The organism is Alphaproteobacteria bacterium, assembly GCA_016699305.1.
Lineage (GTDB): Bacteria > Pseudomonadota > Alphaproteobacteria.
The window spans coordinates 375,829-389,786 of sequence record CP064970.1 but is presented as its reverse complement, the minus strand read 5'-3'; the positions used below and the strand labels follow the sequence as shown (position 1 = coordinate 389,786).

Sequence of the window (13,958 nt, the reverse complement as noted above, 5' to 3'; positions counted from 1 at the left end):
TTGGTGCCCCCCTTGCCTGATGTGCAAACGCCGTGCCAGAAAACTATCTACAATGAGGAATGAGAATGAGGTTGTGGACGTGAGCGCATCGCGCAAGATTCTTGTGGTTCAAGCAGATAGCGATATGGAACCGATTATCGTGGCATGCCTGCGCCGCGAAGGATGCGTGGCGGTCACCGTTTCACCGGATGCTCCGCCTTCTTCAAAGGCTGTGGCGGCTGTGGTGGTCGATTCAGTTCATGCAGCGATGGATGGCTGGGAAATCTGCCGCCAATGGCGTCAAGAAGGTTTTTCAGGCCCCATTCTACTGTTGGCCTTGGGACGCAAACGCCGTCAAGCCTTGGACGATAGAATGCGCGTTTTGACTCCCCCTGTGCGTTTCCCTGAAGCGATCGCTCATCTGGTGCGGGATGTAGGCCTGCCCGAGTCCACGCGAAGCCCTGGTGAATGGCGCATCGGTCCATGGCGTGTGGACAAAAGAGGGCGCCAGCTTGTCCATACTGGAGGTGGTCGACAAAAATTGACACAGAAAGAACTGGAATTATTGCTGAAATTGTCTCAGTCGAAGAAGGCTGGCATGACGGCTCGGGACCTGCTGACCGAGGTCTGGGGATATCAGCCAGGTGTCACCAGCCACACTCTGGCTTCGCATGTCTATCGATTGCGGCGTAAATTGGGGGAAGGATTGTTGCTAAGGGATATGGACGGCCAGTACCGCCTGTCCGGCGTTCAGGAAGACTGAGAGAACGACACCACATGGTTTTCTGGAACAAATGGATATTCATATTGGGCTGCGTGGATCCTATCGTGCGCCGCATAAAGACGACATCCTTACTGTTCAAAGCGCGTGCCAAGGTCGTTAAGCGCCGATGCGCCATCGTAGGCGGTGTGCAATCCTCTTCTCCAGTCGGTTTGGCTTCGATTAGACAGACCAAAGGGTATTCATGCGACGAAGACAACAACACAGCCGCGCCCCCTTCGCCAAGCGCTGCATGCATGCACGCCTGTATATCCGCCCAATGGATGGCATTGAGCCGAGCGGCTAGGCTGGGATAATGACTGACAATCCAGGAGCGTAGAGCCTGCTCTCGACGTGAACCATGCATGTCATCAAGCCTCGCGCTATCCGTACGGACGAAAATAACATGCGCGCTCAAGAGATGGCCAAGAGTTTCAGCGGCTGCAAGATCATCGTTGCTCATGATGCTTTGAGCAGGAGAAGCTGTATGAGGTACGAGCACCATAATCATGGCACCCCCTTTTTTGACTTACGAGACAAGAATAGGAAAAAAATCCCTATCATCTTCATTGTACACACAAATTTATGTAGCTGCCTCTGTGACAAAGAGTCGCATATTAATCAAGCCTATTGTCGTGGTTGTCACAGCAGCAACGGCTCCCTACATTGCCGAATATGATTGAGGAACTAAATCAACGTTCGCGCGATGTGTTGCGGGCAGTAATTGATGCCTATCTCGAAACGGGCGGGCCGATTGGCTCGCGTAGCTTGGCGCGACGTCTGGGATCTACCCTTTCGCCCGCCACGTTGCGCAATGTGATGGCGGATCTGGAAGAAATGGGCTTGTTGCAAGCTCCGCACAGCTCGGCGGGACGCTTGCCGACCGAGGCGGGATTGAGCCTGTTTGTTCATGGTATTCTAGAAATCGGGGCGCTGGGCGAGGATGAGCAGCGCGACCTTGAAGATCGCTTTGCATCCGTCGGGGGACATTTTGATCGAATGCTGGAGCAGGCGGGCGAGGTGATTTCTGGCCTGTCTTCTTGCGCGGGTCTGGTGCTGGCACCCAAGATTGACCGGCCCCTGCGGCAGATTGATTTTGTGCATCTGGGACCAGGCCGGGCCATGGTGGTTCTGGTGACGGAAGATGGCATGGTCGAAAACCGTGTCATGGAAGTACCATTAGGAATTCCGTCTTCCTCGTTGACGATGGCGGGCAATTTCCTAACGACGCGCTTGGCGGGCCGCACGCTGGACGAGACGCGCGCGGCGATCGAAGGCGAAATCATGGCCCATCAGGCGCAATTGGACGAATTGGCCGCGCGAGTAGTGCAGCAAGGTTTGGCGATATGGTTGGGCCAAGGCGAGAACCGCCGCTTGATTGTGCGTGGCCGTTCGCAGCTGCTGAAGGATGTCGAGGCTTTGGGCGATTTGGATCGTATCGGTCGCTTGTTCGAGGCCTTGGAAATGCGCGAATCCATGACGCGATTGATTGAATTAACCAAGGATGCCGAGGGCGTGCAGATATTCGTGGGCGCGGAAAATGCGGCCTTCGCAGGTACGGGTTGTTCTTTGGTGGTTTCGCCCTATCTGGACAGCCAGGAAAGAATCATCGGTGCCGTCGGCGTCATCGGTCCCACGCGCATGAACTATGCCCGGATCGTGCCAATGGTGGATTACACGGCGCAATTGCTGGGACGCTTGATTGCGCCGCCGCCAATGTCCAAGATGGGCGGGGAAAAAACAGGAAAGGGTTTTCAACAGGCATGACGAACAAAGATCGACAAGATATGAACGCTCCCGAGGAATCCTCATCGGAAGCCGACAGCCAAGACTCCAAGTCAGGAGAGACCGTTCAAGAGATGTCTGTGGAAAACACCGTCGACTCTCTCAAGAAACGTGTGGCTGAGTTGGAAGCAGAGCTGTCCGAAGCAAAGGACAAGGCGCTGCGCTATCTGGCCGATGCCGAGGGTACGCGCCGCCGCGCCCAGCGTGAGCGCGAGGATACGGCCAAATACGCGGTCGGCAAGTTCGCTAAGGATCTGTTGGCCGTCGCCGACAATCTGGGACGCGCCCTCGCCGCCATTCCGCCTGAAACGCGCGAACAGCAGGGCGTCGTCGCCACCATCATCGAGGGTATTGAGGCGACCGAACGTCAATTGCTCTCGGTGTTTGGACAATTTGGCATCAAACGTTTCGATCCCCTGGATCAGCCCTTTGACGCGCATAGCCACAGCGCCATGGCCGAGGTGCCAGGGACCGGCAAGCCTTCGGGCACCGTGGTGGCGGTGATGCAATGCGGTTACATGATTCACGACCGGCTATTGCGTGAAGCACTGGTCTGCGTGGCCCAAGGCGATGGACGGGAGTCGTCGTCTTCTGCACCGATTATCGAGGCGGAACCTATCCCCGAGCAACCATCTGCCCGAGAATCCCACAATCCGCGTCCGCCGAGCGGCAGTCCCTATGGGCCTGGTGCGACTGAGGGAGATGATCACGACTCCACCGGCCATGGCGGCGCGCGTAAGATCGACATTCAAACCTGACGGTGGCGAGCAGTTGGGCGTGCAAACAACACGCTCAGCTGCCCCATCATCGCATCTCCCAATTGGTGGACATCATCGATATAGGCGGCGCGGCGATAGGTGCGGGTGACGTCGTGGCCGATGCCGATGGCTGTCAGCTCCAGGCCGGGTGTGGATTCCACGCTTGAGACCGCCGCGCGCAAATGCGAATCCAAATACCCCGCGCCATTGGCGGCCAAGGTCGAATCGTCCACCGGCGCGCCGTCGGATATGACCATCAAAATGCGTCGTTGCTGAGGACGCGCCAAGAGACGATCACGCGCCCATAACAGCGCCTCGCCATCCACGTTTTCTTTCAGCATTCCTTCGCGCAGCATCAACCCCATATTCCGGCGAGTCCGTCGCCAAGGTTGGTCGGCTGTTTTATAGATGATATGCAAAAGATCGTTCAGCCGTCCCGGCGCGGGCGGCTTGCCCTGTTCGATCCAGGCGGCGCGCGATTTGCCGCCTTTCCATTCGCGGGTGGTAAAGCCCAATATCTCCGTGCCAACCCCGCAGCGTTCCAATGTCCGCGCCAGAATATCGGCGCATAAAGCCGCGATGAGGATAGGTCGTCCGCGCATGGACCCCGAGTTGTCGATCAACAGGCTGACGAGGGTATCGGGAAACGAGGTCATCTTTTCCCATTTATACACAAGCGGCGAGGCGGGACTGGTGACGATCCGCGCCAGACGCGCGCTGTCCAACATGCCTTCTTCGCGGTCATATTCGTAGGAACGCTGATTTTGAGCCAAGAGCAGTCGCTGCAACCGTCCGGCCAAACGCGCGGCCAAAGGTTGATAGGCGCGGCCGCGTTCATCCAGCTGGGCGCGCAGACGATCCAATTCATCAGCCGGACACAACGTCTCGGCGCGTGCAATGCAATCGAATTCACGGGTGAAGGCGTGGTATCCGCCTGCTGGAATCGGTCCATCCTGTCCCTTGGGGCTTGGGCCTGCGGGTGACATCTCGCCTTCGGGCATGTCCTGGGCGGGTTCGGGTTGGTCCTGGTCCGGATGCACAGGGGCGGGCAGGGACTCGCCGGGCGGGGCATCGTCTGATGCCGCGCTGGAATCGTCGGTGGATTCGCTCTTATTATCGTCGGGTGAGTCGCTGTCCGGCGCGGTTTGGGGCTGAGGATTCTGTCCCGCCTTGGTGTCGTCCGGTTCTTGAAAATCCTCTAACACGTGGCGCATCAGATCGATCGAGGCGCGGGCATAAGCCGATTGGTCGTGAATCAGTCGCGCCAGTTGCGGCAGAATATCGGGGGCGCGTTCGTCCACAAAGCTTTGCCAAAGCTGCGCGCTGCGATGCGCGGCAGGCGGCAAGGCATGGCCATATAACGTTTCATAGACCTGCAAGGGCAGGCTTTCCTCTAAGGGCGCGTCCATCGGCCCCTTGGCCTGCTCTCGGCCATGGCGTTGGCAGCGACCTTCCAGCAGGACGGACAGATTACGCGCCACACCGGGAAATAACGAAGCGCCCAACGCCGCACATCGGGCCTCTTCCAGGCGGTCGAACAGCACTCTGCCCTGGGTAGGGGCCAAGCCCTGATGCAAGGCGGCGTCGTGATGCTTCATGCATAAGGCCGCCATATCCGCTTGGCCGCGCCAATCCGCCTGTCTTTCCTCGCCGGGCAGGGCCAATTGCTCCAGCAAGGAACTGGGCCAATCCGACAATGCCGGGACGAATAGAGGCCGCTGCTCCGGCAATTCCGCCAAGGCCCGCACCGCCGCCGCCAATGCCTGGCGCTGATCGGTTTCGTTCTCATGCGACTTAGGCTTGGTTGCGGGAATGGTCATGCTGTTTTTATATCGCGCTTAGCCCCCTGGTGTCAGCCGGTCAAAGAAAAAGCCGGCCAAGCGTATGAAACTTGGCCGGCTTATTTGGGAACCGAGTGTTTCTAGTTAAAATCGAAGAGTCTTCGGAACCTTTCTCCGAAGCCTTGTCGTGGTCTTTCCCCAGTCCTCTCCTGCTCGCCAACAGGTCTGCTAGTGAAGCCCTTGATAGATTTTTTTGCCACACATACCAGAAGCGCACCATTCTCATTCATAGTCATGGGACGATTTGTGTTTGAATTCGGTGCTGAATACGCAACGCAATCCGGTTGCTGGACGGCTGTTTTATAGCTTGTCAATTCACGCGGACATTTGACGGTTGGATCCGTCATTTCTCGGAATATAACGGCAACAGAGCCCCCCATTTCGCGCAACTCAGCCATATGTTCCTGGCATAAGACGGCTTTGCCGTTAGAACCATAATTCGCAACAATGACATTCGCTGTGGTACTTCTCTCAGTCTTAGCAATGGTCCCGATTCTGTCTAAGGTAGAGCATCCTGCCAAAATTGCCGCTCCCGCGATTGTACAAATTCTCGTTGCATATTTCATCTTCGTATTCCCCCCTTATCGGTTAACTTCGGTCTCTCACGCCTTCCGTTAGTATCGCGCAAATAGGTCGCATCTGTTACGAAAAAAATAGTTTCCTCCATAAAAATGCATCCAGTCCTGTGAACAAAACAATCCTTCCGCATTGGCCAAGGATTTGCCATAACATGAGCGGCGAATTCGGAATCGATTGCGATCGGCGAGGACAGAACATGCAAACCGTGTTGTTGGTCATTCATATCCTTTTGGCGCTGGTCTTGATCGGCGTCATCCTGGTGCAACGCTCGGAAGGCGGCGGCCTTGGCATTGGCGGTGGCACGATGGGCGGTTTAATGACCGCGCGCGGCAGCGCCAATTTCCTGACCCGTGTCACGGCAATCGTCGCGGGGCTCTTCATGCTGACGAGCGTTCTGCTGGCCATATTGGCTGGACAGACACGGCATGAGAGCCGCAACGTGGCGGACAAGTTGATCTTGCCGGTCAGCCAGGCTCCGGTTCCGACTGCGAATCCGGCGGTCAAGATTGAAACTCCGCCTGAAACCCCTGCGCCGACTCCGGCTCAGCCCATAGCTCCTGACGTTCCGCTTTCCCGGTAACCACGCCTTTTTCATAGGTGACTGTGATGGCCATGGCCGAATCCAGCAAACCGCGCTTTGTGTTTATCACGGGCGGTGTTGTCTCTTCATTGGGGAAGGGATTGGCTTCGGCTTCCTTGGGAGCCTTGCTGCAGGCGCGCGGCTATAAGGTTCGCCTGCGTAAGCTGGATCCCTATCTGAACGTCGATCCCGGCACGATGAGCCCGATCCAGCATGGCGAGGTCTTTGTGACCGATGACGGGGCCGAGGCCGATCTGGACCTTGGCCATTACGAGCGGTTTACCGGCGTCAACGCCACCAAATCCGACAATGTGACCACCGGGCGAATCTATTCGGGCGTCATCGCGCGTGAACGGCGCGGCGATTATCTGGGCGCGACGGTTCAGGTGATTCCGCACGTCACCGACGCCATCAAGGAATTCGTGTTGGCCGATTTGCAGGACGAGGATTTCGTGTTGTGCGAGATCGGCGGCACGGTGGGCGATATCGAAAGCCTGCCTTTCCTGGAAGCCATCCGCCAGCTTGGCAACGAGCTGGGGCGTGACCGTGCGATATATCTGCATGTCACGTTACTGCCCTGGATCGCCACGGCGGGCGAGTTAAAGACCAAACCCACGCAGCATTCAGTCAAGGAATTGCTGAGCGTCGGGATTCAACCCGATATCTTGCTGTGCCGCAGCGAACGCCCCATCCCGGACGCCGAATTGCGCAAGATCGCCCTGTTTTGCAATGTCGGTCCCGACAAGGTGATCGAGGCCTTGACCGCCGATAGCATTTATCAGGTGCCACTGAACTATCATCAACACGGCCTGGACCGCGCCGTGCTGAATTGTTTTAGATTGCCGACGCAAGACGTGCCCGATTTGTCCAAATGGCACGATATCGTGAATCGCATTCAGCATCCCGAAGATGAAATCACCATCGCCATCGCGGGCAAATACACGGCCATGCTGGACAGTTATAAATCGTTGCACGAGGCGTTGATGCATGGTGGCATCGCCAATAACGTGCGCGTCAAGGTGCGTTGGATCGAATCCGAGGTGTTCGAGGCCAGCGATGTGTCGTCGCATTTATCCGATGTCCACGGCATTCTGGTGCCCGGCGGCTTTGGCGAACGCGGCACCGAAGGCAAGATCATGGCCGCGCGTTTCGCGCGTGAGCGCAGCGTGCCGTATTTTGGAATCTGCTTTGGCATGCAAATGGCCGTGATCGAAGCCGCGCGCAATCTGCTGGGCCTGGAAAAGGCAAGCTCCACCGAATTCGCTCCCCAAGAGCATCCGGTGGTGGCCTTGATGACCGAATGGATGCGCGAGGGACAATTGGAAATCCGCCGCGGCGGCGGTGATTTGGGCGGCACTATGCGCCTTGGCGCGTATCAGGCGCAGCTGAAGCCTGGCAGCCGCGTGCAGGAGATTTATGGCGGCGCGAGCACGATCAGCGAACGCCACCGCCACCGCTATGAAGTCAATGCCACATACATGAAGCAGTTAGAGGAAAAAGGCCTGGTGTTTTCCGGCCTATCGCCCGACGGCCTTTTGCCTGAAATTGTCGAGATTCCCAACCATCCTTGGTTCATCGGCGTGCAGTTCCACCCCGAACTGAAATCCCGCCCTTTTGCTCCTCATCCCTTGTTCGTCAGCTTCATAGCGGCAGCGACCAAGCAAAGCCGGTTGGTATGAGCAGCAGATGGTCGTGGTTGTCTCTTAACGGACTCAACAAACAGAGCCAAGCCGAGAGAGAATATCATGGATGACAGATAAGCCTTGGAAGCACGCTGCCATGGGCACAACCTTTTCTCTGTCGAGAACTCAGAGAGCGGGGGCTATGGACAATCAACTATGAAGCGACGCAGGAAATAGGCATCCAAGAAGGCCAGGCCATATATAAAGTTTGGCCCAGGGAACCATATAAAGACGGAGCCATCTGTACATGTTCGGCAACCACCATCATATCCAGTAAAGCCAGTCCTTGCCATTGGCCTTGCTCCAAAAAACAGCTGCGCATCTCGCCGCAGGGCTTGTCGTCTGAACCATGAACCGGGCTACCCCATATGATTTCCTGTCCCTGCCAATGCACGGGGAACAGGCGCTTCTTGACCAGTCGTCGATGATGCATGCGGGCGGTGACTTCTTGGCCGATATAGCAGCCCTTGGTCCAGCTGATGCCATGAAGCAGGTCGAAATTAAGGTCGCTTAGCAAATCATGGTCTCGTTTCGCGTCGTACTGAGCATCGGCGACGCCCAAGCCTAGGCGGTGTTTGCGATAGGCATCCGTGCCGTCTTGACAGTCCTCTATCATCGGGCGCGGCAAGAAAGCTCGCCATCCCAAAGCGGGCAAGCGAGGATCCATAAAGATTTTGTCATGCGCTGCACATGCCGTCGCGCCATCGGCCCAAGCCACGCCCCATGCGTCGCTGATATCCTTGAACGTGACCTGCGCACGCAAACGATATTGCTGCAGCAGAGCGATCAGGGCCGGGATATCATCCCGCACGGTCTCTAACCAATATTCGCCCGACGCGCCTTCGATCACGAACATCTCGTGGCGAAAGCGGCCTTGGGGGCTCAGCAAAGCGGCGTGGATCATCTGCGCGGGACTGGCCAGCGTGACGTCTTGACTGACCAAGCCTTGCAAAAAATCCTTGGCCTGCGGTCCCGACACGGACAAAATCCCACGTTGTGGCAGGGCCGCCCATGCGGTCGATTCGGTCATGGCGTTCATCTCTCCCTCTTGCCCTCTGGCACCGCGCACCGTTATAGCATGGGCGCATCACGCCTTTCCGCCCCTTCTGACATGGATGACCCTTGATGCGCTTGCTGACCTGGAACATCAACTCTGTGCGGTTACGTTTACCGCTATTGCTGCGCCTGGTCGAGAAAGAGCGGCCCGATATCGTCTGTCTGCAAGAAACAAAGACGCCCGACGAATTTTTTCCCCTGGAGCCTTTGCAGCAGCGCGGTTATGTCCATCACGCCATTCGGGGCATGAAGGGATATAACGGCGTGGCCATTTTATCCCTTCATCCTTTGAACTCTATTTTGCATCATGACTGGGCGAACAAGACCGATTGCCGCCATATCAGCGCAATGCTGCAAGACGGCACAGACATTCACTGCGTCTATGTCCCTGCAGGCGGCGATATTCCCGATGCGGCGACCAATGAAAAATTCGCGCATAAACTGCAATTCATGGCGGAGCTTAGCTCATGGTGGGAAGGCCAGGCCAATCATGCCCACACACAGCGTATCGTGATGGTCGGCGATCTCAATATCGCGCCGTTGCCCGAGGATGTTTGGTCGCATCGGCAGATGCTGGGCGTGGTCTCGCACACCCCCGTCGAAGTGGCCGCCATGGAACGCCTGCGCAAAAGCCTGGATTGGGTGGATGTGGTGCGCCGTCACCATCCGCCGCCGCAAAAGCTGTTTTCCTGGTGGAGCTATCGCGCCCATGATTGGGCCGCATCGGACCGAGGCCGCCGCCTGGACCATATATGGACCAGCCCAAGCTTGGCATCATCGGTGCGTGCCGCCGATATACTCAAGCCCGTGCGCGGTTGGGACCAGCCCAGCGATCATGTGCCCGTGACGGTGGATTTTGATTAAAAATGCGTTCAGATACATAAGACTCCGCTTGCGCATCTATTGCGTATACGTATGTTGCATGTCTGTGTACAACGCCAAAGGAACAGACATGGACAAGCCGCCCCGCGCACCGAGAAAAATGCCAAGCCGCGCCCTGAAAATCACATTGGTTGGGCTGACTGGGGCTGTTGCCTTGAGCGCATTGGGTTATTTCGGATACCAGAAGCTTGGCCCGGGTGAGACATATGACGCCATGCACGAAGTCATGGCGTCGATTTGCAAGAGTCAGCAGGTCATCTTTAGCGGCAATTTGGCCACGAGAAGCTATGTTCTCAGCGGCGGGAAAGGTGCGGGCACGCTGCGCATTTATTACAATCATGAACAACACTATGTTTGCGCGGAAAAAAGCGGGAGACGGGATGCGGTTTGCTCAGTTCTACCGTTTCAGGGGGTCTTTCTGCCGATCGATAGAGAGACAAAGTTCATCGAGAGTCATCTCCATGCTGGAAACGCCCTCCCTCTAGAGTACCTCACGAGTCTGACATATAACGGGCAGGTCAATTTTTCCAGCCATAATGGCCATATCCGTTTTAGGAATCCCCACACGTTAGATACCATCTCTGTGGGGCTTAAGGATGGTGGTCTTAAGACGGGGCCTTACTGCTATGAAAGCATAGAAAACGAAACCAAGCTAAAAGTGGTCCGAACATGCCAAGACAATTTGGATCCAGGAAGCCAAGATCTGCCGCGCCAAGCCGGGTCGTTGGTGCGCAAAATAATTAGTCCTGTATGTGCTGGGCCGTAAGGCTTCTATGGCTCAAGGTGCCAGATATCGGCGACAAGCCCCCCGCGCCCTCTAAACCCCGGTTCTTCGAAACGTTATAGAAGAATTTTTTCGAGCATTTCGGAATGTTCTATATAAATAACAAAAAAATTTACATATAGATGCTAATCTTATCGCGAGCATGAGGTTGGGGGACCTCGACTACCAGTGGAATGCGAGGAAGGAGGAGATCGCCGACTATGCCGCTTTTTATCAAGCCCGATGACACATTGCTTGTGCCAACAGAAATCACGGATGAAGGTGGCGTCCAGATTGACTGTGAAGATTTATCCGTATCTAAAAAACAAGCCCAGAATAATGAGCACGAACATGAAACGATTGTTAATGTCGCGTCTGTCCGGCATGATAGCGCTCAGCATAACGAATTGAATATGACCCCAGACGTTAGAGAAGCTAAAATGAACGGATATGAGACATCGGCGCGTGGACCGGCAGTAAATGGCGAAAATGTCGCCCATATCGTCAGTGGCCCATCGCTGCCGCTGAGCCAGGCCAATGGCAAGAAAGAAGGCAAAGGCTGGTTCTCGGGCATCAGGCGTGCGGCTGGAGATCAATCTCAACCAGCCCTTGTCAAGTCGGCGACCATCCCAGCGTCACATCCGATCAAGGCTTCTGTGACGTCCGACCCCTCTGTCCATTCGAGGCATAATTCCAAGATTCCTCGGGCAACACCTTCTCACGAGTCGGGAGCTGCAGCTTTGACATCGCTGGAATCCATATCGGCCTCAATGCCACATACGGCGGAACACTCGCCATCGGGGAATGCGGCTCATAAACCGGTGGTGCCTGCGGCGCCGCTTTCTCATGTGTCGGGCAGCGCCGCCTTTATGTCGCTTGAATCCGTGCCGTTCACCGATCTGTATCTTAGACTCGATGAAAGCGGCGATATCCGTTATCTCATCAAATTCCGTCGCCAATATGCGGAAAGCCATGCGGCTTCATCTTCGAATGCACGTCATACGGGATGCTTACCGGGTATGGGCAAGGGATTGTCTGCGCCAGTGCTGGCAGAAATGCATGATCTTTTGATCATGGTCAAGGCGCGCCTGTCGCAAGAACCAGAGGCGGCGGTGGAATATAAGGGGATGCGTTTCCGTGCCTCCAGCCAGACCATGGCCGATGGTGAGCATTGGGTGTGTATGCGCCGGATCAACAATACGATTCTGCATCCCGATAAGCTGGGTCTTGATCCAAACCTACTGCCGCATCTGATGAATTTAGGTAGGCGCGATGGCTTGGTTCTTGTGGCTGGCCCTACTTGCAACGGCAAGACCACAACGGCGGTCAGTCTGTTGCGCGAATATCTGATTCAATATGGGGGCATTGGCTTTACCGTTGAAGACCCTGTCGAATACAACCTGCAAGGCCATCACGGCAGCAGCGGCTATTGCTTTCAGTCCGAGATCCGTGGCGAAGAGGACTGGGCCGAATATATCAAGCGGTCATTGCGTTGGTCTCCACAATATATCTTGGTTGGTGAAATTCGGACGCCGCGCGCGGCCGAGGAATTGTTGCGCGCTGCCACCACGGGCCACTTGGTGATTACCACCGTCCATGCCGGTTCAATTCAAGAGGCGCTGTCGGGAATCCTGTTCCTGGCCGAGCAAGCCATGGGCAAGGGGGTGGAGACAATTTTTGCCAACAGCCTGACCGCCATTATATTTCAACAACTTTTGCCCCAGGGGTTGCATGCGAAGTTCCTGGTGACGGAAGAGGGCAATACCGGCGATCCCATCCGCGCGGTCATTCGCGAGGGTAAATTAGGGGCTGTGGTCAGTTACACGGATCGTATCGCTGCCCGCATCGCCGCCGGACATCAAACCACATAGCAACAAAATGTGCTCTTCATCGGAATCTAACCCGGTACTGCCGCTGTTCAATTTTTGTTAATGCCTTTCTTGTCCAATGACAGGCAAAGAACTGCCGTGTTTGGCCAGGAAAGGGACATCTCATGGGCATGCCGCTGCGCGAACTGAAATTCATGGACATCTACATCCGGTTGGACCAGCCTGGTGAGCCGCGTTATCGTCCATTGGCGCGCGATATGTCCAATTTATGGACCAGGCCCTTGCCCGAGGAATTTCATGGCGACTGCCTCGCTCTGACGCAGACCCTGGCGCATAGCAATTTGGAAAAAGCCGATATGGCGTTTGCCTATGACGGCATGCGGTTTCGCGTGTCTCATCAGATGACCTCAAAAGGCGAACGCTGGGCCATTTTGCGCCGGATCAAGGAAAACATCCCGACGATGGAGTCATTGTCTTTTGCCGAGCATATCACCACTTATTTGCGCCAATTGGGCCGCCGCGATGGACTTATCATCCTTTCGGGAGCCACAGGACACGGTAAAACGACCACCTGCTTCTCGTTGCTCAAGGACTATCTGACGCGCCTGGGCGGCGTTGCCATCACGGTCGAAGATCCGGTGGAATACGCGCTTGAAGGGCCATGCGGTGATAACGGATATTGCTATCAGGTCCAAGTTGATAACGAAGATTGGGCCACGCCGCTGAAGCTGGCTTTGCGCTGGACGCCGCGCTTTATGATGGTGGGCGAGGTGCGTTCGCCGCGCGCCGCCGAGCAGATCTTACGCGCCGCCACCACGGGGCATTTGGTGCTGACCACCATTCATGCCGGCTCGATCGAAGAAAGTCTGATGGGCCTGATGCATTTGGCCGAGCAAAGCATGGGCCGGGGTGCCGAAGCGATGCTTGCCGCCGGACTGACCGGTGCCTTGCACCAGACCCTAGGCCCCAGCGGCCCCTTTTTACGTTATGTGATCACCGAAGAGGCTAATAACGGCGATCCCGTGCGCAATCTGATTCGCGAGCAAAAAGTGGGTATGATCAATACCTATATCGACATGCAAATCGCTCGCCTCAACACCATGGCCAGCCGGAAAAACCAATCGCCGCACGGGTAAGCACAGGAGACAGACCCCGCTATCTTGATAGGCTGCGTCATTCGCAGGCATCGGAGCCCCAAGCCTTTGGTTGATCTCGCGACATACGTCTTGATGTATGTAAAACAGGCCTAGGACAAGATGGGCAGAATAAAATGGTGCAACACAGTTGCCTACACCAATAACACTCTCGCAATTTCATTCAGGCAGCGCCAGCCAGAAACCCTCGTTATCACTCTGTTGCAATGGCCTGTAGGGGAAAAGCTAGGGCAGGGGCATCCGGACCATCCACGGTCCGTTAAAACCCAAAAGTCAAAAGACGGTTTGGCGAAGCAACGAGGGAGCCGGG

The 13,958-nt window shown here is 56.1% G+C and carries 11 protein-coding genes; 9 read left to right on the top strand and 2 right to left on the bottom strand.

What is annotated here, in order from left to right; all coding sequences use genetic code 11:
- The first annotated feature begins 79 nt into the window (after positions 1–79).
- The 3 genes from IPI58_01800 to IPI58_01790 all read left to right on the top strand — a co-directional run bounded on the left by IPI58_01800 (position 80) and on the right by IPI58_01790 (position 3,282).
- Positions 80–742 (top strand): response regulator transcription factor, encoded by a 663-nt coding sequence (locus IPI58_01800; GenBank protein QQR69436.1) that lies wholly within the window; start codon positions 80–82, stop codon positions 740–742.
- A 672-nt stretch (positions 743–1,414) separates the two neighbouring features.
- A complete protein-coding gene (gene hrcA, locus IPI58_01795; GenBank protein QQR69435.1) occupies positions 1,415–2,506 on the top strand; it encodes a heat-inducible transcriptional repressor HrcA in 1,092 nt (363 codons plus the stop codon).
- On the top strand, positions 2,503–3,282 hold the full coding sequence (locus IPI58_01790) for a nucleotide exchange factor GrpE (GenBank protein ID QQR69434.1): 780 nt from the start codon (positions 2,503–2,505) through the stop codon (positions 3,280–3,282). Before hrcA ends, IPI58_01790 begins: the two co-directional genes overlap by 4 nt.
- On the opposite strand, the gene IPI58_01785 is transcribed toward IPI58_01790, so the two are convergent.
- Positions 3,273–5,102, bottom strand: coding sequence for a cobaltochelatase subunit CobT (locus IPI58_01785; GenBank protein QQR69433.1), 1,830 nt, complete (start codon positions 5,100–5,102; stop codon positions 3,273–3,275). The two genes, IPI58_01790 and IPI58_01785, sit on opposite strands and share 10 nt — an antisense overlap.
- 796 nt (positions 5,103–5,898) lie before the next feature.
- Here IPI58_01785 and secG point away from each other — a divergent pair.
- On the top strand, positions 5,899–6,282 hold the full coding sequence (secG, locus tag IPI58_01780) for a preprotein translocase subunit SecG (protein ID QQR69999.1): 384 nt from the start codon (positions 5,899–5,901) through the stop codon (positions 6,280–6,282).
- Positions 6,283–6,314: 32 nt separating this feature from the next.
- A complete protein-coding gene (locus IPI58_01775; GenBank protein QQR69998.1) occupies positions 6,315–7,961 on the top strand; it encodes a CTP synthase in 1,647 nt (548 codons plus the stop codon).
- Positions 7,962–8,118: 157 nt separating this feature from the next.
- Here IPI58_01775 and IPI58_01770 read toward each other — a convergent pair whose 3' ends face one another.
- The gene (locus IPI58_01770) at positions 8,119–8,994 is read right to left on the bottom strand and encodes a folate-binding protein YgfZ (protein QQR69432.1); all 876 of its coding nucleotides are present in this window, start codon (positions 8,992–8,994) and stop codon (positions 8,119–8,121) included.
- A 95-nt stretch (positions 8,995–9,089) separates the two neighbouring features.
- Between IPI58_01770 and IPI58_01765 the strand changes: the two genes are divergently transcribed.
- The 4 genes from IPI58_01765 to tadA (IPI58_01750) all read left to right on the top strand — a co-directional run bounded on the left by IPI58_01765 (position 9,090) and on the right by tadA (IPI58_01750) (position 13,630).
- Positions 9,090–9,884, top strand: a complete 795-nt coding sequence (locus IPI58_01765; protein QQR69431.1) for an exodeoxyribonuclease III — start codon at positions 9,090–9,092, stop codon at positions 9,882–9,884.
- Positions 9,885–9,972: 88 nt separating this feature from the next.
- Positions 9,973–10,668, top strand: a complete 696-nt coding sequence (locus IPI58_01760; GenBank protein ID QQR69430.1) for a hypothetical protein — start codon at positions 9,973–9,975, stop codon at positions 10,666–10,668.
- A gap of 437 nt (positions 10,669–11,105) precedes the next feature.
- The gene (gene tadA, locus IPI58_01755; GenBank protein QQR69429.1) at positions 11,106–12,536 is read left to right on the top strand and encodes a Flp pilus assembly complex ATPase component TadA; all 1,431 of its coding nucleotides are present in this window, start codon (positions 11,106–11,108) and stop codon (positions 12,534–12,536) included.
- Positions 12,537–12,658: 122 nt separating this feature from the next.
- Complete coding sequence (gene tadA, locus IPI58_01750; GenBank protein QQR69428.1) at positions 12,659–13,630, top strand: Flp pilus assembly complex ATPase component TadA; 972 nt, start codon at positions 12,659–12,661, stop codon at positions 13,628–13,630.
- Positions 13,631–13,958 lie beyond the last annotated feature (328 nt).